We start from the raw sequence: 17,107 nt of genomic DNA on the forward strand, positions 1-17,107 counted from the left end.
CAAGCGGGTCTTCATCAACGCCCTCGTGCGCGACGCCGAGGGGAAGAAGATGTCCAAGTCCAAGGGCAACGTCATGGACCCCCTGGAGCTGGTGGACGACTACGGCGCCGACGCCCTGCGCTTCACCCTGACCGCCATGTCGGGCCAGGCGCGCGACATCAAGCTCAGCCGCCAGCGCATTGAAGGCTATCGCAATTTCGGCACCAAGCTGTGGAACGCCACGCGCTTCTGCCAGATGAACGGCTGCGCCCGCGCCGAGGGCTTCGACCCGGCCGCGGTGAAGGCGCCGCTCAACCGCTGGATCGTGGGCGAGACCGCCCGCACGGCGCGGACCGTCACCGCCGCCCTGGCCGACTGCGGCTTCGACGAGACGGCCAACGGCCTCTACCGCTTCATCTGGAACCAGTTCTGCGACTGGTACGTCGAGCTCGCCAAGCCGCTGCTGACCGGCGACGACGCGGCCGCCAAGGCCGAGACCCAGGCCACGGCCGCCTGGGTGCTGGACGTGATCCTGAAGCTGCTGCACCCGGTCATGCCGTTCATCACCGAGGAGCTGTGGGAGAAGACCGCCGATCTCGGCGCCCCCCGCGCGGCCGCCGGCCAGCTCATGACCGCCCGCTGGCCCGATCTGCCCGCCAGCCTGGAGGACGCCGCCGCCGACGCGGAGGTCAGCCTCGTGATCGAGGCGATCACCGAGGGGCGCTCGGTCCGCCAGGGCCTCAACGTGCCGCCGTCCGCCCAGCCGCAACTGCTGGTCCTGGGCGCCGACGCGGCCCAGCGCGCCGTGCTGGAGCGCAACGCCGCCCTGGTGAAGCGCCTGCTGCGCGTGGCCGACGTCGGCTTCGTCGAGGCCGTCCCGACCGGCGCGATCCCGTTCGTCGTGCAGGGGGTCACCCTGGCCCTGCCGGTGGCCGAGTTCATCGACATCGCCGCCGAACGCGCGCGCCTGACCAAGGAGGTCGCCTCGCTCACCGGCGAGATCGACAAGCTGGAGAAGAAGCTGGGCAATCCCGACTTCGTCGCCCGCGCGCCGGAGGAGGTGGTCGAGGAGAACCGCGAGCGCCTCGACGACGCCAAGGCCGCCCGCGACAAGCTGCAAGGCGCCCTCAAACGCCTCGGCGACGCGGGCTGACCGGCTGTCTCCGCGCGACCCGTAACAGGTCGATAACAGAAACCGTGTGAAAGCTGCTCCACTCGGCATTGACTGAGGCGTCGCGATGCGGCGCGGGCGGGTGACGAGGCTCTTCGATTTGGAGTCTTGGCGTGCCGATGGGCCCCTTTCAGCTCGCCGCGAGCCTTGAGACGGACGGCGAGGTGTCGGCCGCCGACATCGGCGAGATCCGCGACCATCCCGGATTCCGCGCCGCGGTCGAAGCGTACGCCGCGGCCAATCTGGCGCGTTACAGCGGCCTGTCGCTCGTGGAGCGTTGGCTGATCAGCGACATGGGGCGCGCCTCGCTGTCGGGCTCGGTCGCGGTGCTCGACAGTCAGGGCCTGTTGACGGCCGCCTCGTTCATGAACAGCCCGCCGATCCGGAGCGGCGAGGTCAGCCGGGGGCGGGCGCGGCTCTATCTCCACCGGGCGATGGCCAACGGCCTGATCGCCGCCGTGGCCGGCGACGCAACGCCGGGCCGCAACACGCCGCTCGCGCCTACGCCCAGGTTCCGCGCGGTCATGACGGGCGTGCTTTCCGTGGGCCTTCTGGCGGTCTCGCGAATTGCGCCCGAAGTCGCCCCGGCGCTGTCGCGCCTGGAGGACGTCGGCTTCCTCAGGCGCGCGTCGTTCCACGTCGGCCGTCTGCTCGCGGCGCAGAACCTCTTTCCCCTGGATCTGCCCGTGCGCCTGTTCCAGGGCCGAGACGGCGGGACGCGAATGCTGGAGGTCCTGATCCAGCAGCAAGCGCCCGATCGCGTGCGGCTGCTGGGGCGTTGCCGCGCGTCCCGTTCGGCGCTGGCGCGGGCCGGATTCGTTTCGCGCGCACATGTGATCCAGACGTTGCGCGACGGTCTGGCCGCGGGGCTTCTGGAGACCGACGGCCGCTGGCTGATCATCGCCCCAGCGCTCTCGGACGACGCCACCCGCTACTACGCGACCCTGTTCGCCGTGACCCGCAGGGCGACGCTGGCGGCCCTGAGCGACACCTGACCCCGTCGCGTCGGTGGCAAATTTCTACAGTTGAGACGCGGCCCCGCCCGGCCCAGCGTCGCTCCGGCTTGTGGCGCGGGCCGTCGCGCGTTCCGGGGATTTCAGATGAAGGCTTCTCAGTGTGCTGTCGTTGGCGCGCTTCTCAGCGCCGCCATTTCGGGGACCGCATCCGCGGCGACCGTCGTCCAGGACTACAGCTTCCAAGCCACGACCGCGCTGGGGCTCGCCGTGGGGGGCACGTTCTCGCTCAACTACGATGATGTCTTGAATAAGATGTCCTTGAAAGCGCTGGATTTCCAGTATCCGCCCTATAGCCAGTTCACAGAGGCGACCTCTCACGCGGCTGGAAATATCGACGGAGTTAGTATTGATGGGTATTATCAGGGATATATTGGTAGCGTAAAAGCAAACTACGAAATCTTCAAGTTGAAGTTTGCGCCGTCGTCAAACACGTTTCAGTCGTTATCTTATAATCTCCGCTATTGTCCTCAGCCGGACAATTGTGTGGACATCGCTGATAGCGCCTCTAGCGGCACGATCACGCGCCTCAACCCGGATCCGGCGCCCGGGGGCGTGCCGGAGCCTTCAGCCTGGGCGCTGATGCTGCTGGGCTTCGCGGGCATGGGCGGCGCCTTGCGCCAGCGCCGTCGGCTCGCCCAGGAGGGCGCCTCGGCGGAGATCATGGTCGACGCCGCCCCGGCCGCCGCGAACGAGGCGTGATCCGCAGACCTACGACGGCGCCGGCGAGCCGGGCCGTCGTGGGTCGTGGGGACGCTCCAAGCCAAACGAGCCGTTACGCGCGCGGCAGGTCGAAGCGGTCGGCGTTCATCACCTTGGTCCAGGCGGCGACGAAGTCCTTCACGAACTTCCCGCCGGCGTCGGCGCAGGCATAGACCTCGCTCAGCGCCCGCAGCTGCGAGTTCGAGCCGAACACCAGGTCGGTGCGCGTGGCCGTCCACTTCGGCTTGCCGGTGGCGCGGTCGGTTCCGACGAACGTCTCGTCGCCCGTGTCGTCCACTTCCTTCCACGCCACGCCCATGTCGAGCAGGTTGACGAAGAAGTCGTTGGTCAGCTGGCCCGGCCGGTCGGTGAAGACGCCGTCCTTCGAGCCGCCGTGGTTGGCGCCCAGCACCCGCAGGCCGCCCACCATCACCGTCATCTCCGGCGCGGTCAGGCCCAGCAGCTGGGCCCGGTCGACCAGCAGTTCCTCGGTCGGCACGCTGAACTTCACGGCCAGGTAGTTGCGGAAGCCGTCGGCCCGGGGCTCCAGCGGCTCGAAGCTGGCCGCGTCGGTCTGCTCGGCCGTGGCGTCCGTGCGTCCCGGCGTGAACGGGACTTCGATCGCGTGGCCGCCGGCCTTCGCCGCCGCCTCCACCGCCGCGCAGCCGCCCAGGACGATCAGGTCGGCGATCGACACCTTCTTGCCGCCGCCCGCCGACGCGTCGAACCCGGCCTTGATGTCCTCATAGACCTTCAACGCCTTGGCCAGCTTCTGGGGTTCGTTGACGTCCCAGTCCTTCTGCGGCGCCAGGCGGATGCGCGCGCCGTTGGCGCCGCCCCGCTTGTCCGACCCGCGGAAGGTGGAGGCCGAGGCCCAGGCCGTCCTCACCAGGTCGGCGACGCTCAGGCCCGAGTCCAGGATCTTCGCCTTCAGCGCCTTGATGTCGGCGGCGTCGATCAGCGGGTGGTCGACCGGCGGGATCGGGTCCTGCCAGATCAGGTCTTCCGCGGGCACCTCGGGGCCGAGGTAGCGGGCCTTGGGGCCCATGTCGCGGTGGGTCAGCTTGAACCACGCCCGCGCGAAGGCGTCGGCGAAGGCGGCCGGATCGTTGCGGAACCGCTCGCTGATCTTCCGGTACTCGGGGTCTTCCCGGAACGCCATGTCGGCGGTGGTCATCATGGTCGGCACGCGCCGGTTCGGGCTGTGCGCGCCGGGGGCCATGTCCTCCGGCTTGGGGTTCTTGGGCTGCCACTGCTGAGCCCCGGCCGGGCTCCTGACCAGCTCGTATTCGTAGTCGAGCAGCATGTGGAAGTAGTTCATCGACCACTTGATGGGCGTGGGCGGCCAGGCGCCTTCCAGCCCGCTGGTGATGGTGTGGTCGCCCACGCCGCTCTCGTGCGTGCTGGCCCAGCCGAGCCCCTGCTGGGCGATGTCGGCGCCCTCGGGCTCGGCGCCCACCTTGGAGGCGTCGCCCGCGCCGTGGCACTTGCCGAAGGTGTGCCCGCCGGCCGTCAGCGCCACGGTCTCCTCGTCGTTCATCGCCATGCGGGCGAAGGTCTCGCGGATGTCGCGGGCCGACTGCAGCGGGTCGGGGTTGCCGCCGGGGCCCTCGGGATTGACGTAGATCAGGCCCATCTGGATCGCCGCCAGCGGGTTCTCCAGCGCCATCTCCTTCTCGGGCTGGATGCGGGTCTCGGCGCCTTGGCCCACCCACTGCTCCTCGGTGCCCCAGTAGATGTCCTTCTCGGGCTCCCAGATGTCCTCACGGCCGCCGCCGAACCCTAAGGTGGGCCCGCCCATGGACTCGATGGCCACGTTGCCGGCCAGGATCATCAGGTCGGCCCAGGAGAGCTTGGCGCCGTACTTCTGCTTGACCGGCCACAGCAGGCGCCGCGCCTTGTCCAGGTTGGCGTTGTCCGGCCAGCTGTTCAGCGGCGCGAACCGCTGGTTGCCCGACGAGGCCCCGCCGCGCCCGTCGCCGGTGCGGTAGGTGCCGGCCGAGTGCCAGGCCATGCGGATGAAGAACGGGCCATAGTGGCCATAGTCGGCGGGCCACCACGGCTGGCTGTCGGTCATCAGCGCGGTCAGGTCGCGCTTCACCGCGGCGTAGTCCAGCGTCTTGAACGCGGCGGCGTAGTCGAAGTCGTCGCCCATCGGGTCGCCCGACAGGCCCTGCTGGTGAAGGATCTCCAGCGACAGCTGGTTGGGCCACCAGTCGCGGTTGGTGCGGCCCAGCAGCGACCGCAGCGCGGCCGGCGTCTTGATCGGGTTGCTCAGCGGATCGCCCTTCGAAGGTGCGTCGTCCATGGCCTTCTCCTCATCTCGTGAGGCAGACCCTAGGCCCTCGCGCACCGCGCCGGCAAAACGGAAAACCCTATACGCAGCAGTGGGATAATCTATGGAACCGACCGCCCGCGCGGGGGTTGCCCGCAAGGGCCTCCGCGTCTTGGGGCGCGTCCCAAACGCCTGAAGACAGAGCGATTTCGTCCGGATCAGGTGATCCCACCTGATCCGGGAAGGCTCTAGGGCTTCCTGAAGCGCAGCAGGAACTGGTCGGTCTTTCCCCGGATCTGCGGGTTGAACACCATCTTGCTGTGATCGTCGTCCGGGTTGGCCAGCAGGGCGCTCTCGGCGTCCAGCACGAAGCCCGCCGCCGTCATGTCCTTGATCACCTGCGCCTTGTCGATGCGGTGCAGGGTCTCCGTTACGCTCAGCGGGGCGTCCGGCGCGTCGTGGTCCAGGATTACGAAGACGCCGCCGGGCTTCAGCGCGTCGAACACCTGCTTGTTGAAGCCGGGCACGTCGGCCGGGCCCATGAACTTGTCGTAGAGGTCGTGGTAGTTCTGGCGGATGAACACGGCGTCCAGGGCGCCCTTCGGCAGGCCCATGGCGTTCACCGGCGGCGCGCTGGCCTCGATCACGCCGTTCGAGGCGGCGGCGCCGGCCTGCAGCATCGGCCACACCTCGGGGTGCGCCTTCACCACCTCGGCGGGCATCACCGCGTAGAGCTTGCCGCTCGGCCCCACGGCCGCGGCCAGCGCCCGGGCGAACCGGCCCGAGACGATGTCGGCCACCTTGTCGCCGGGCTTCACCCCGATGAAGGCGATCACCTCCGGCCCCTTGAGCGCCGGGTCGGTCACGGCGTCGGCGGGCGGCCCGCCTTGGGCGAGCGTCACGGCGGGGGCGGAGACGCCCAGCATCAGGGCGGCGAGGGCGGCGGCAAGTCTGGCGCTCATGGCGTTTCTCCCGGATTTGCCGGCGAGGTTAGCAGGTGACGGGAGGGGCGCTAGCCGCCGATTGGGCTCCGTCCGGCCGGCGCCGAACCGGCCTTGCCCCTTGAGTGCGCGCCCCGCGGCCCTACAGATGGCGGCCACAGAAAAAGACGGAACGCGGGAGGATGCGGTGGCGTCGGTGGTCTTGAGCGTGAGCGGCAGCGACCGGCCGGGTCTCACGGAGGCGCTCGCGGAGGCCGTGCTCGCGGCCGGCGGCAACTGGCTCGAAAGCCATCTGAGCCGTCTGGGCGGCCTCTATGTCGGCTCGGTGCTGGTCGAGCTGGACGGCGACCGGACCGACGACCTGCGCGCCGCCGTGCGCGCCGTGGACGCCAAGGGCCTGGAGGTGCGGATCGCCCCGGCCGTCGACGGCGGGGTCGGGGCCGGGGAGGCGCTGCGCCTCAGCCTGGTCGGCCAGGACCGGCTGGGCATCGTGCGCCAGGTGACCACCGTCCTCAGCGGCCTCGACGTCAACATCGAGGCCTTGGATACGAAGATCACCGCCGAGCCCCACTCCGGCGCGCCCCTGTTCAACATGGAAGCCGAACTGCGGCTGCCGCCCGGCCTGCCCGTCGCCAAGGTCCAGGCCGCGCTCGAAGCCATCTCCGCCGAGATCATGGTCGACACCGCGCTGACCCCGGCGGGCTCCTAGGCTCTCCCATGTCATCCCGGCTTGCGGGCTCAGACTCCTAGCGGCACTTCAGGTCGCCGCTGTCGATCGCCTTGCCCAGCAGGCCGCCGCCCACCGCGCCGACGATCGTGCCCAGGGTGCGGTCACCGCCCCTCGACAGCTCGCGGCCGGCCAGCGCGCCGACGGCCGCGCCGATCACCAGGCCCGTGGTGCCGTTGTCGCGCCGACAGTAGTAGCGCCCGTCGTTCCCGCGCCACACGCGGTCGCTGCGGCTGATGACGACCGGCTGCACATAGCGCCCGCGATCGTCATAGCGATGCGCGGCCTTGTGGCGATAGCCGTGGGCCGGCGCCCACGGGGGCGGGTCGGCCGCGGCGGGCAAGGCGGTCAGGGCGGCGGCGGCCGCGACGGCCGCAACGGCGAACTTGCGCATGCGAAACTCCCTTTGCGCGACCGCACGGTCCCTCGGCGTCGGCGCAGCCTGTTCCAACGGCCAAGGCGTCGGCCCGGTTCCGCCAACTCGCGCCGTGATATCGCCCGTCGCCTGGTCGCGCTCAGCTTCGCATAGGATATCGGGGCTTCCCCCGGCCGGATGGAACTTGAGGGTGGGGTTCCGGCCGGCTCAAGGCGAGCATTCGAGCCCGGCCTCGCAGGCGACAAGGCGCTTTTGTTGCGCGATGAGATCCGCCTGGCCCTTCAGCTCGGCCGCCCGTTCGGCGTCCGTCTTGGGTTTGGCTTCGGTGAGGCCCGCGGCGGCAGTGTTCAGCACGCCGCCGATGCCGGCTTCCTTGCTGTAGCCCAGACTAGTGATCGCGCCGGCTTCGGTGAGGGCCAGTGTGAACCCCTGCTTGCCGAAGAGCGCGGACTTCGGGATGGGGACATCGTAGTCGTGCTCCGCAGCGGCCGGAACGAACGCGGTCCCCTCCCAGAAGGGTTTGTCGGTGCCGTTCGAGACTGACAGCTTTACCTCGCGCGTGGCGTTCAGCTTCAGGATCAGCACGTCCTTCTTGTCGGGCTTTCCCTCAGCGTCCTCAGGGGGCTCATAGCGGGCCGGGTTCACCAAGACGTCTTTTAACGTCGCCACCAAGATCGGCTGCGGGAGCGAGGAACCCACTGCTGCGACGAACTGGTCGTTGCCTGGGTCGGGCTTGAGCGGCTTCGTGATTGTGTCGCTGGAGGCAAAGTCGCGAGCGTAGTCGATTGTTGTACCGTAGCTCAGAGTTACGGGATCGCCGCCACCCCAGGCTTTGATGACATCGCAGGGCGTTTGCTCGGCAGCTGGCTCCTCGGTAAGCCCAAATATTGGAAGCGCGATGCTGGCCACGGTTATGGCCGCCTTGGCGATCTCGTCAGCCTTGCCGCCTGTGCTGGCGTTGACGCCCTTCAGGCGTCCATCGTCGTAGAACGCCAGGGCGGTGTTGCTGTCCGAGAAGGCCCCGTCCAGTACTTTGTAGGATACGGGGTGGCCGCGATCCCGATCTGCGCTGAAGCTCGTCACCTGGCTGGCGTCGCTATGGTAGAAAACGCGCTTGCCTTCGCTGTTGCAGACCACGGACTGGACGACCGTGACCTTCGTCGTGGCCTTGGGCAGGTAGTACGTCGCCGTGACGTCCGGCACGGTCGCGCACGCCGACAGGGCGGCGGCGGCCAGGACTATGGCTAGAAGTCTGGACATGTCCGCGTTCCCCCGATGCGTCTGACACAACCCCAGAGCGCGTTCATACCATAGGTTGCTGGTGCTGTGGCGCTTGTTTTTTTGATGTGGGTCGTTCGGCGGACCCCCGCGTCTTCCGTGTCATCCGTGCAATCCGTGGTTCCCCCCCTTTCGTGTCGTTCGTGTTTTTCGGGGTTCCAACCCCCCGCTACGTCCGAACCTGACGCACCGCCGTGTTCCCCTCGCGATCATGTCCGAGGCCGCCACCGACCGCGCCGAGGCCATCCTCGCCGAGCTGGCCGAGATGGACCTCGAACTGGCCCGCAAGGCCCACGGCGCCGCCATGGCCGCCGAGGATCCGGCCGAGCTGGCCGGACACATCCGCAACTACCAGCGCATGGCCCGCTCGGTCCGCCAGACGCTCGCCATCAAGGCCCGGCTGGCCGAGGGCCGCGTCCGCCGCCTCGCCGAGCGGCCGCGCCTGGCCGAGCCCAGCCCCTTCGGGATCAAGCGCCGCATCCGCGAGCTGAACCCCGCCGTCTGCCGGGTGATCGACGCCTTCACCGAGCGCGAGGACGAGCGCGAGAGCTATCGCGACGACCTCGTGGAGGCCTTCTGCGACCTCGACGCCACCATCGACTACACTCAGGTTCCCCTCGACGCCCACGTGGCCGACGTCTGCCACGTCCTGGGCCTGCCCGCCGGCCTCGCCGCCCGATGGCGAGAGCTTCCCGCCGGGGAAGGGGAGGACACGTCCTGAACTCAACATGCCCCCCGTCGGCGCGCCGGCACGAAAATCACCGTTAGCCGCAAATTGCTCGGCTTCGGGCGAGACCCGCGATAGCGTGCCCGCTTCCCAGGGAGAGGGGCAGGAAACATGCACAGATGGATGCTGGCCGCGGCGGTCGCCGCCGGTCTCTCGCTGAATTTCGCGGGCGCCGCCGCACTGGCTGACGACAAGCCCGCCGCGGCCGCCAAGGACGAGGCCAAGGACAAGGTTGACCTGCCGCCGTTCCCGGCCGACGCCACGGTGAAGCAGGTCACCCACGTCGCCGGCAAGACGCTCAGCTACACCGCCACCGTCGGCTCGCTGCCGGTGCGCGACGAGAAGGGCAAGAAGATCGCCGAGGTGGTCTTCACCGCCTACGTCCTCGACGGCCAGAACGCGGGCGAACGGCCCATCACCTTCGCCTTCAACGGCGGGCCGGGCGCGGCCTCGGTCTATCTCAACATGGGCGCCATCGGGCCCAAGCGGGTGCAGTTCGGCGCCCAGGGCGACAGCCCGTCCGACCCGGTGCGCCTGGGCGACAACCCCGGCACCTGGCTCGACTTCACCGACCTCGTGTTCATCGATCCGGTCGGCACCGGCTACTCGCGCTCGCTGGAGGGCAAGGACGAGACCAAGAAGGACTTCTTCCAGGTGAAGTCCGACGTCGCCTACCTGTCGCGCATCGTCTTCGACTGGCTGGTGAAGAACGGCCGCATGGCCTCGCCCAAGTACGTGGTCGGCGAGAGCTACGGCGGCTTCCGCGCGCCGGCCATCGCCCGCTATCTCCAGACCGAGATCGGCGTCGGCATGCGCGGCGTGATCATGGTCTCGCCGTTCCTCGACGCGCGCACCCAGTCGGCCGAGGATATCTCGCCCTTGCCCTACATCGTCAGCCTGCCGTCGATGGCCGCGGCCAACTACGAGCGCCAGGGCAAGACGCTGAATGCGCAGACCATGGCTGAGGTCGAGAATTACGCGCGCGGCGAGTTCGCGGTCGACCTGCTGAAGGGCCGCTCCGACCCGGCGGCGCTGCAGAGCGTCATCGACCACGTCACCAAGTACTCGGGCCTCGACCCGACGCTGGTGAAGCGGATGGGCGGCCGCATCGACGGCGGCGCCTACCTGCGCGAGCTCTATCGCGACCAGGGCAAGCTGCCGAGCGTCTACGACACCAATGTCACCGGCTGGGACCCGTTCCCCTGGTCGCCGCGCCAGCGCACGGGCGACCCGATCCTCGACACCATCGTCGCCACCACCACGGCCGCCGTGGTCGACTTCACCACCCGCACCGTCGGCTGGAAGGTCGAGGCCCGCTACAACGCGCTCTCCAACGACGTGAACGAGAACTGGGAGAAGGGCTGGTACAACGACGTCGAGTCCGTCGCCGACCTGCGCCAGGCCGTCGCCGCCGACCCAAAGATGAAGGTGCTGATCGTCCACGGCTACGACGACCTGAGCTGCCCGTACTTCGCCTCGAAGCTGATCCTCGATCAGATGCCGCAGATGGGCGATCCGGACCGTGTGCGCCTGTCGCTCTACCCCGGCGGCCACATGTTCTACAGCCGTCCGGGCAGCATGGAGAGCTTCCGCAAGGACGTGATGGCGCTGTTCGGCGCGGGCGGCTGATCCAGACCGCACGACGGTCTCGAACGGGCGTTTGCCTCTGACGCTGGGTTATGGTTGTTCACCCAAGTTGACGCCCGGGCGGGATTCCGGCGCGCAGACACGGGAGATACGCTCAATGTCCGAGGCCATCCTGCCGGCCGGCTGGCCCGCCATGTCCATCCAGCAGGCGCACGCCATGATGGGCCAGCCCGGCTTGCCCACCGAGGTGGGCGAGGCGGCGATCCGGGGCGTCACGTACAAGGTCTGGAAGAACCAGCCGCCGACGCTGCGCGCCGTGGCCGAGATGGCCAAGGGCCATGGCGAGAAGATCTTCCTGGTCTACGAGGACGAGCGCGTCTCCTACGAGGCCTTCCACCGCGCCGTCGCGGCCTTCGCCAAGGAGCTCCAGGCCCAGGGCGTCGCCAAGGGCGACCGGGTGGCGGTGATCATGCGCAACCTGCCGGAATGGGTGGTGGCCTTCTACGCCGCCGCCTCGATCGGCGCGATCGTCACCCCGCTGAACGCCTGGTGGACCGGGCCGGAACTGGAATACGGCCTGACCGATTCCGGCACCAAGGTCGCGGTGATGGACGCTGAGCGCTTCCAGCGGCTCTCCGAGCACTTCCACAACTGCCCCGAGCTCAAGCGCGTGTACGTCAGCCGCGAGCCCGACGAGATCGCCCATCCCTACGTCACCAAGCTGGAGGCCGTGCTGGGCGAGGCGAACGCCTGGGCGGCTCTGCCCGATCAGCCGATCCCGCCCGTCGAGATCGACACCGACGACGACGCCACCATCTTCTACACCTCGGGCACGACCGGCCGGCCGAAGGGCGCGCTCGCCACCCACCGGGCGATCAACACCAACATCATCACCGCCGGCGCCGCGGCCGCGCGCGTCTTCCTGCGCAAGGGCGAGATGCCGCCGGCGCCCGATCCCGACGCGCCGCAGCGTTCGAGCCTGCTGTCGGTGCCGTTCTTCCATGTGACCGGCTGCTTCGCCGTCCTGAACCCGTCGGTGTTCGCCGGGGCCAAGCTGGTCCTGATGTACAAGTGGGACCCGATCCGCGCCTTCGAGCTGATCGAGCGCGAGAAGGTGACGGCGGCGGGCGGCGTGCCCACCATCGCCTGGCAGCTGATCGAGCATCCGGCGCGGGCCAACTACGACCTGTCATCGCTGGAGGCGGTCAGCTACGGCGGCGCGCCCTCGGCGCCGGAATTGGTGCGGCGGCTGCGCGAGACCTTCCCGAAATCGCAGTCGGGGCAGGGCTGGGGCATGACCGAGACCTGCGCCACGGTCACCTCCAACTCCGGCGAGGACTATCTGAACCGCCCCGACAGCTGCGGCCCCGCCGCCGCCGTCGCCGAGCTGCAGATCCGCGATCCGGCCGACGGCAAGACCATCCTGCCGCCCGGCCAGATGGGCGAGCTGTGGTCCAAGGGGCCGATGAACGCCAAGCTCTACTGGAACAAGCCCGAGCCCACGGCCCAGACCTTCGTCGACGGCTGGGTGCGCACGGGCGACCTGGCCAAGCTGGACGAGGAGGGCTTCTGCTACATCCTCGACCGGGCCAAGGACATGCTGATCCGCGGCGGCGAGAACATCTACTGCGTCGAGATCGAGAACGTCCTCTACGACCATCCGGCGGTGATGGACGCCGCGATCGTGGGCGTGCCCCACCGCATTCTCGGTGAGGAGCCGGCCGCCGTCGTGACGCTGAAGCCGGGCGCGGAGGCCACCGAGGCCGATCTGCGGGCCCACGTGGCCGAGCACCTGGCCGCCTTCAAGGTGCCGATCGCGGTCAAGTTCTGGCACGAAACCCTGCCGCGGAACCCCAACGGCAAGATCCTGAAGAGCGAGCTGAAGAAGCTCTTCCAGGAAGAGACGGCCTGAAGACCCGCGCCGATCTCCTGCTGGTCGCGCGCGGCCTGTTCGAGAGCCGCGCCAAGGCCCGCGCGGCGATCGAGGCGGGCGGGGTGACCGCCGACGGCCGGCCGGTGGCCAAGGCCTCGGACCTGCTGGCCGACGACGCGACGATCGAGGCCGTGGCGGCCCATCCCTGGGTGGGGCGCGGGGCGCTCAAGCTGGTCCACGCCCTCGACGCCTGGCCGATCGCCGTCGAGGGCCGGATCGTGCTGGACCTGGGCGCCTCGACCGGCGGCTTCACCGAGGTCTGCCTCTCCCGCGGCGCGGCGCGCGTCTACGCCGTCGACGTCGGCCGAGGCCAGCTCCATCCGAAGGTGGCGGCCGATCCGCGCGTGGTGAGCCTGGAGGCCGTCGACGCCCGCGACCTGACCGCCGCGCTGATCCCGCAGGCTCCGGGCCTGATCGTCACCGACGTCAGCTTCATCTCGCTGGCCAAGGCGCTGCCGGCCGCGCTGGCCCTGGCCGCGCCGGGCGCCGACCTCGTGGCCCTGGTGAAGCCGCAGTTCGAGGTCGGGCCGGCCCGCGTGGGCAAGGGCGGCGTTGTCGCCGATCCGGCCGCCCGCGCCGACGCGCTGGCGGACGTCGAGGCGTTCCTTCAGGCAAGCGGCTGGACCGTTCAGGCGACCGCGGACAGCCCGATCACGGGCGCCGACGGCAACCGTGAGTTCCTGGTCTGGGCGCGGCGGGCCTAGTCGACGACGGCGTAGCGGCCGGTCGCGTCGCGGCAGACGCGCACGAAGCGGGTCTGGGTCCGGCCGTCGGGCATGTAGATCGGGCTCTCGGCGAGGGTGCAATCGTCCGCGTCGGGCTTGCGGTCCTCGACGCGGCGGCGCTCGTCGGCCCATGCGTCGTCCCGGCGCGCGGCGTCCTCGCGAGCCTGGTCGGCCGCGGCGTCGGCGTAGGCGTCGCGGTTGTAGTAGGGCTCGCGCGTCTCGTAGTTCGTGGCCACCGGCGGCGGCGGCGGCGGCGGGGCCGAGGTGCAGGCCGCGGTCTTGTTGCCGATCACGCCGCCGGCGATGGCGCCCAGCAGGCCGCCCAGGATGGCGCCCTCGGTGCGGGCGTTGCGGGCCGCGGCGTTCGAGCCGATCACCGCGCCCATGCCGCCGCCGATCAGCGCGCCGGCGGTGCCGCGCTGGGTCGCGTCGCGCTTGCACGGATCGTAGTAGTAACCGTTGGAGCTCTGAGCGGTGTAGGGTGAGGTCTGGGCCACGGCCGCTGCGGACGAGGCCAGCGCGATCACGCCAGCGAGGGCGGCGGCTCCGGCCTTGGCGATGGTGACACGCTTGGACATTAGGTATCCCTCTGCTCGACCCTTTAGCCCGCCTTACGGCAAGCCTGACCGTGAAGATGCGTCGGCGAAGCTGAACGGCTGTTGAGAAACTCGTTCATGTTCGTTCATTTTGGCCGAACCAAGACCTTGATCGCGGGGCGCGCATGAGGCCGCCCGCGCGCCGGGCCAAGGGCCGGCCGAATCCCCGGCCGACGCCCGGCCCGCCGGTGGAGCTGCGCATCGAATCCCTGGGCGGAGAAGGCGACGGCGTGGCGGCCGGCCCGGTCTTCGTGCCGTTCACGCTGCCGGGCGAGCGGGTGCGGGCGCAGGGTTCCGGCGAGCGCCGCGAACTCGTCGAGGTGCTGGAGCCCAGCGCCGAGCGCATCGAGCCGGCCTGTCCCCATTTCGGCGCCTGCGGCGGCTGCGCCCTGCAGCACTGGGCGCACGGTTCGTACCTGGCCTGGAAGGTGGAGCGCCTGGGCGTCACCCTCGCGCGCCAACACATCGAGACCGAGATTCTCGCCCCCTTCGCGGCCGCTCCGGGCACGCGGCGGCGCGTGGCGCTGCACGCCCGCCGGGGCGGGCCCGACGGCGCGCGCCTCGGCTACAAGACGCGTCGCTCGTGGGACCTCGTGGACATCCGGGCCTGTCCGGTCGCCGACCCGCGGATCACGGCGGCCCTGCCGGCGCTGAAGCGGCTGGCGGCGCCCCTGTTCGAACATCCGAAGTCGGCGCCGACGCTGCACCTTACGCTGACCGACGCCGGCCTGGACATCGACATCACGGGCGTCGAGGCGAAGAGCGGCGGCCTGTCGGCCGACGCCCGCATGCAGGTGGCCGAGCGCGCAGCCGCGGCCGATTTCGCCCGCGTCACCCTGGCGGGTGAGGCGGCCTACATGATCGGCGCGCCGCGGGTGCGCCTGGGGCCGGTGGTCGTTTCGCTTCCGCCAGGCGCGTTCCTGCAGGCGACCGTCGAGGCCGAGGCCGCGATGGCGGCGTTCGCGACCGAGGCGGCGGCCGGCGCGGCGCGGATCGCCGACCTCTACTGCGGCGTGGGCACCTTCACCTTCCGGCTGGCCGAGATCGCCCCGGTCTACGCCGCCGACTTCGCCGCCGAGGCGATCCAGGCCCTGACTGGCGCGCTGGCCTCGGCGCCGGGCCTGAAGGGCGTGACCGCCGAGGCGCGCGACCTCGCGCGGCGCCCTGTGCTGGCCGAGGAGCTCAAGCGCGTCGACGTCGCCGTCTTCGATCCGCCGCGGGCGGGCGCGGCCGAACAGACGGCGGAGCTGGCGCGATCGGGCGTGGCGCGGGTCATCGCCGTCTCCTGCAATCCGGCCACCTTCGCCCGCGACGCGCGCACCCTGATCGACGCCGGCTTTCGACTGGAGCGGGTGCTTCCGGTCGACCAGTTCCTCTGGTCGCCGCATATCGAGCTGGCGGCGGTGTTCTCGAGATGACGACCGACCCGCCGCTCGTGTCGGTGATCATCCCCTGCTTCAACGCTGGCGCCATGCTCGGCCCGGCCCTGAAGTCGGTGCTGGGCCAGACGTGGCCGAACCTGGAGATCATCTTCGTCGACAACAACTCCACCGACGGCAGCTTGGCGACGGCGCGTGACGTGCTCGAAGGGCAGGGCCGACCGTTCCAGGTCCTGACCTGCGCGGAGCAGGGCGTGAACCACGCCCGCAACCTGGGTTTCAGCCTGGCGGGTGGCGACTTCATCCAATGGTTCGACGCCGACGACGAACTGGCGCCCACCAAGATCGCGCTGCAGGCCGCCGCCATGCAGGCCGATCCCGCGATCGACATCGCCTATGGCGACTGGGTCGAGGCGCGCATGGCGCCGGGTCAGCCCCCGCGGCTCTTGCCGCACAGGTTGCGGCAAGACGACGACCAGCTCGCGCGCACGCTGGCGGGCGCTTGGTATCCGCCGCATCTCTACCTCATCCGGCGCGCGGCCGCCGAGCGGCTCCAGGCGGCGCAAGCCTGGTTCCCCGGGCGGCCGGTCGCGACCGATGTGGAATACAGCGCCATCGCCGCCCTCATGGGCATGGCCTTCCGGCACGTGCCCGAGGCGATCGTGCGCTACAACCTGTGGTCCGGTAGCCAGATCGGATCGACGATCGGCTACTCGCGCCGTGTAGCGGTCCTGGAAGCCATCTTCACCCGGCTCAAGGGCTGGTCCGGTCAGGTCGCGCTGAGTGAACGCCATCGGGTTCTGTTGAACCAGAACTGGAAGGTCTGGCGCATGGCGCCCGATGCGGTGACCTTGGCCAAATTGCCCGGCCGGCGGTTCAGGCTGACACGGAAGGCCGATGGCCGCAGCCGGGACCTGCGTCCACGCGAGGCTGAGGTCGCGCGCATGCTACTGGCCGCGGCGAGGCCTCTGACGACCTGCCACTATGCTCTGATGCTGGCCGAAACCGTCGCCGCCCTGGGCGGCGACCACGCCTTGGCCGTGCAGGCGATGGAACGCCTGCAGGCCGAAGGGTTCATGCAAGAGGTCGACCCGTCGCGCCTCTAGGCGACCTCGATCCGCCGCCTTCGCCTCGCCAGGGCCCCGGTCGCGCCGAAGCCCAGGATCAGCAGCGCCCATGTCGCGGGTTCGGGGACGCCGCCTCCGGGTGCGCGCGCCTCGCCAGTGAATGTTTGAAAGCTGTTCGAGCCGTCGAAGATGCTGATGGCGTAGGTGCTGGCGACCGCCGTCGAGAAGTAGAATTGGCCGCTCGAGGTGTGGGGCGCGATCAGGTTGGCCGCTGTGTCATTGAGGTGGCCGTCGAACCGATAGTCGTAATAGCTGTAGAAGGGCGTTTCCAAGGGACCCGAGCAGCTGCCGGTGCACGAGTAGGCGCTCCAATCGTCGCGGTCAGTCCATGCATAGCCGTAGTACGCATCCGGGTTGGTGACGGAAAAGGCGTAGATGTACCAGTCGTCGGAGTTGTTGAAGACCGTGTACTGGCCCGCGGTCTCGACAACGTAGAAGTCGTTCGGATCGAACACGGGGTCGGCGTGAGCGACGGCGCCCAGGCCCATCGTCGCGGCGACCGCCGCCGAGGCCAGCAGCCCCTTCAGTCCCTTCGTTTGCATCGAAAGCCCCCCATCGATTGCACGGCGAC

General features: G+C 69.7%; 16 protein-coding genes. 10 read left to right on the forward strand and 6 right to left on the reverse strand.

Translation table 11 applies throughout. The annotated features are described in order from the left end of the window. From GC203_RS16570 to GC203_RS16580, 3 genes are all read left to right on the forward strand, one after another. On the forward strand, nucleotides 1-1,132 hold a 1,132-nt coding region (locus GC203_RS16570), incomplete at its 5' end, for a class I tRNA ligase family protein (RefSeq protein WP_293456784.1). A gap of 131 nt (nucleotides 1,133-1,263) precedes the next feature. Next, nucleotides 1,264-2,145 carry a hypothetical protein gene (locus GC203_RS16575; RefSeq protein WP_293456787.1) on the forward strand — a complete coding sequence of 294 codons (882 nt, stop codon included), beginning with the start codon at nucleotides 1,264-1,266 and terminating at the stop codon, nucleotides 2,143-2,145. A gap of 105 nt (nucleotides 2,146-2,250) precedes the next feature. Continuing rightward, nucleotides 2,251-2,865, forward strand: coding sequence for a PEPxxWA-CTERM sorting domain-containing protein (locus GC203_RS16580; RefSeq protein ID WP_293456790.1), 615 nt, complete (start codon nucleotides 2,251-2,253; stop codon nucleotides 2,863-2,865). 73 nt (nucleotides 2,866-2,938) lie between these two features. Here GC203_RS16580 and katG read toward each other — a convergent pair whose 3' ends face one another. Further along, on the reverse strand, nucleotides 2,939-5,173 hold the full coding sequence (gene katG / locus GC203_RS16585; RefSeq protein WP_293456793.1) for a catalase/peroxidase HPI: 2,235 nt from the start codon (nucleotides 5,171-5,173) through the stop codon (nucleotides 2,939-2,941). A gap of 215 nt (nucleotides 5,174-5,388) precedes the next feature. Next, nucleotides 5,389-6,102, reverse strand: coding sequence for a methyltransferase (locus tag GC203_RS16590; RefSeq protein WP_293456796.1), 714 nt, complete (start codon nucleotides 6,100-6,102; stop codon nucleotides 5,389-5,391). Nucleotides 6,103-6,268: 166 nt separating this feature from the next. On the opposite strand from GC203_RS16590, the gene GC203_RS16595 reads away from it, so the two are divergent. Beyond that, nucleotides 6,269-6,790 carry an ACT domain-containing protein gene (locus tag GC203_RS16595; RefSeq protein ID WP_293456799.1) on the forward strand — a complete coding sequence of 174 codons (522 nt, stop codon included), beginning with the start codon at nucleotides 6,269-6,271 and terminating at the stop codon, nucleotides 6,788-6,790. A 37-nt stretch (nucleotides 6,791-6,827) separates the two neighbouring features. On the opposite strand, the gene GC203_RS16600 is transcribed toward GC203_RS16595, so the two are convergent. Then, a complete protein-coding gene (locus GC203_RS16600) occupies nucleotides 6,828-7,202 on the reverse strand; it encodes a glycine zipper 2TM domain-containing protein (RefSeq protein ID WP_293456802.1) in 375 nt (124 codons plus the stop codon). Between the two features lie 189 nt (nucleotides 7,203-7,391). After that, complete coding sequence (locus GC203_RS16605; protein WP_293456805.1) at nucleotides 7,392-8,444, reverse strand: hypothetical protein; 1,053 nt, start codon at nucleotides 8,442-8,444, stop codon at nucleotides 7,392-7,394. Between the two features lie 229 nt (nucleotides 8,445-8,673). Between GC203_RS16605 and GC203_RS16610 the strand changes: the two genes are divergently transcribed. The 4 genes from GC203_RS16610 to GC203_RS16625 all read left to right on the forward strand — a co-directional run bounded on the left by GC203_RS16610 (nucleotide 8,674) and on the right by GC203_RS16625 (nucleotide 13,413). Then, nucleotides 8,674-9,183, forward strand: a complete 510-nt coding sequence (locus tag GC203_RS16610) for a hypothetical protein (protein ID WP_293456808.1) — start codon at nucleotides 8,674-8,676, stop codon at nucleotides 9,181-9,183. Nucleotides 9,184-9,300: 117 nt separating this feature from the next. Beyond that, nucleotides 9,301-10,818 carry a peptidase S10 gene (locus tag GC203_RS16615; RefSeq protein ID WP_293456811.1) on the forward strand — a complete coding sequence of 506 codons (1,518 nt, stop codon included), beginning with the start codon at nucleotides 9,301-9,303 and terminating at the stop codon, nucleotides 10,816-10,818. A gap of 115 nt (nucleotides 10,819-10,933) precedes the next feature. Beyond that, nucleotides 10,934-12,688, forward strand: coding sequence for a class I adenylate-forming enzyme family protein (locus tag GC203_RS16620; protein WP_293456813.1), 1,755 nt, complete (start codon nucleotides 10,934-10,936; stop codon nucleotides 12,686-12,688). Further along, a complete protein-coding gene (locus GC203_RS16625) occupies nucleotides 12,685-13,413 on the forward strand; it encodes a TlyA family RNA methyltransferase (RefSeq protein ID WP_293457029.1) in 729 nt (242 codons plus the stop codon). The genes GC203_RS16620 and GC203_RS16625 overlap by 4 nt, the downstream gene beginning before the upstream one ends. Here GC203_RS16625 and GC203_RS16630 read toward each other — a convergent pair. Continuing rightward, on the reverse strand, nucleotides 13,410-14,012 hold the full coding sequence (locus tag GC203_RS16630) for a glycine zipper 2TM domain-containing protein (protein ID WP_293456816.1): 603 nt from the start codon (nucleotides 14,010-14,012) through the stop codon (nucleotides 13,410-13,412). The two genes, GC203_RS16625 and GC203_RS16630, sit on opposite strands and share 4 nt — an antisense overlap. A gap of 206 nt (nucleotides 14,013-14,218) precedes the next feature. On the opposite strand from GC203_RS16630, the gene GC203_RS16635 reads away from it, so the two are divergent. Together GC203_RS16635 and GC203_RS16640 are read left to right on the forward strand one after the other, a co-directional pair. Continuing rightward, nucleotides 14,219-15,448 carry a class I SAM-dependent RNA methyltransferase gene (locus GC203_RS16635; protein ID WP_293457032.1) on the forward strand — a complete coding sequence of 410 codons (1,230 nt, stop codon included), beginning with the start codon at nucleotides 14,219-14,221 and terminating at the stop codon, nucleotides 15,446-15,448. Continuing rightward, the gene (locus GC203_RS16640; protein WP_293456819.1) at nucleotides 15,445-16,515 is read left to right on the forward strand and encodes a glycosyltransferase family 2 protein; all 1,071 of its coding nucleotides are present in this window, start codon (nucleotides 15,445-15,447) and stop codon (nucleotides 16,513-16,515) included. Before GC203_RS16635 ends, GC203_RS16640 begins: the two co-directional genes overlap by 4 nt. Here GC203_RS16640 and GC203_RS16645 read toward each other — a convergent pair. Continuing rightward, entirely contained in the window at nucleotides 16,512-17,078 is a 567-nt protein-coding gene (locus GC203_RS16645) for a PEPxxWA-CTERM sorting domain-containing protein (protein WP_293456822.1), read from the reverse strand. The two genes, GC203_RS16640 and GC203_RS16645, sit on opposite strands and share 4 nt — an antisense overlap. Nucleotides 17,079-17,107 lie beyond the last annotated feature (29 nt).

The organism is Phenylobacterium sp. (assembly GCF_016124325.1).
Taxonomy (GTDB): domain Bacteria; phylum Pseudomonadota; class Alphaproteobacteria; order Caulobacterales; family Caulobacteraceae; genus Phenylobacterium.

Excerpts from the sequence above, each read along its gene's own strand:
- GC203_RS16580 (WP_293456790.1), top strand. The coding sequence starts at position 2,251 with ATGAAGGCTTCTCAGTGTGCTGTCGTTGGCGCGCTTCTCAGCGCCGCC.
- katG (WP_293456793.1), bottom strand. The coding sequence starts at position 5,173 with ATGGACGACGCACCTTCGAAGGGCGATCCGCTGAGCAACCCGATCAAG.
- GC203_RS16590 (WP_293456796.1), bottom strand. The coding sequence starts at position 6,102 with ATGAGCGCCAGACTTGCCGCCGCCCTCGCCGCCCTGATGCTGGGCGTC.
- GC203_RS16600 (WP_293456802.1), bottom strand. The coding sequence starts at position 7,202 with ATGCGCAAGTTCGCCGTTGCGGCCGTCGCGGCCGCCGCCGCCCTGACC.
- GC203_RS16605 (WP_293456805.1), bottom strand. The coding sequence starts at position 8,444 with ATGTCCAGACTTCTAGCCATAGTCCTGGCCGCCGCCGCCCTGTCGGCG.
- GC203_RS16610 (WP_293456808.1), top strand. The coding sequence starts at position 8,674 with ATGTCCGAGGCCGCCACCGACCGCGCCGAGGCCATCCTCGCCGAGCTG.
- GC203_RS16615 (WP_293456811.1), top strand. The coding sequence starts at position 9,301 with ATGCACAGATGGATGCTGGCCGCGGCGGTCGCCGCCGGTCTCTCGCTG.
- GC203_RS16620 (WP_293456813.1), top strand. The coding sequence starts at position 10,934 with ATGTCCGAGGCCATCCTGCCGGCCGGCTGGCCCGCCATGTCCATCCAG.
- GC203_RS16630 (WP_293456816.1), bottom strand. The coding sequence starts at position 14,012 with ATGTCCAAGCGTGTCACCATCGCCAAGGCCGGAGCCGCCGCCCTCGCT.
- GC203_RS16640 (WP_293456819.1), top strand. The coding sequence starts at position 15,445 with ATGACGACCGACCCGCCGCTCGTGTCGGTGATCATCCCCTGCTTCAAC.
- GC203_RS16645 (WP_293456822.1), bottom strand. The coding sequence starts at position 17,078 with ATGCAAACGAAGGGACTGAAGGGGCTGCTGGCCTCGGCGGCGGTCGCC.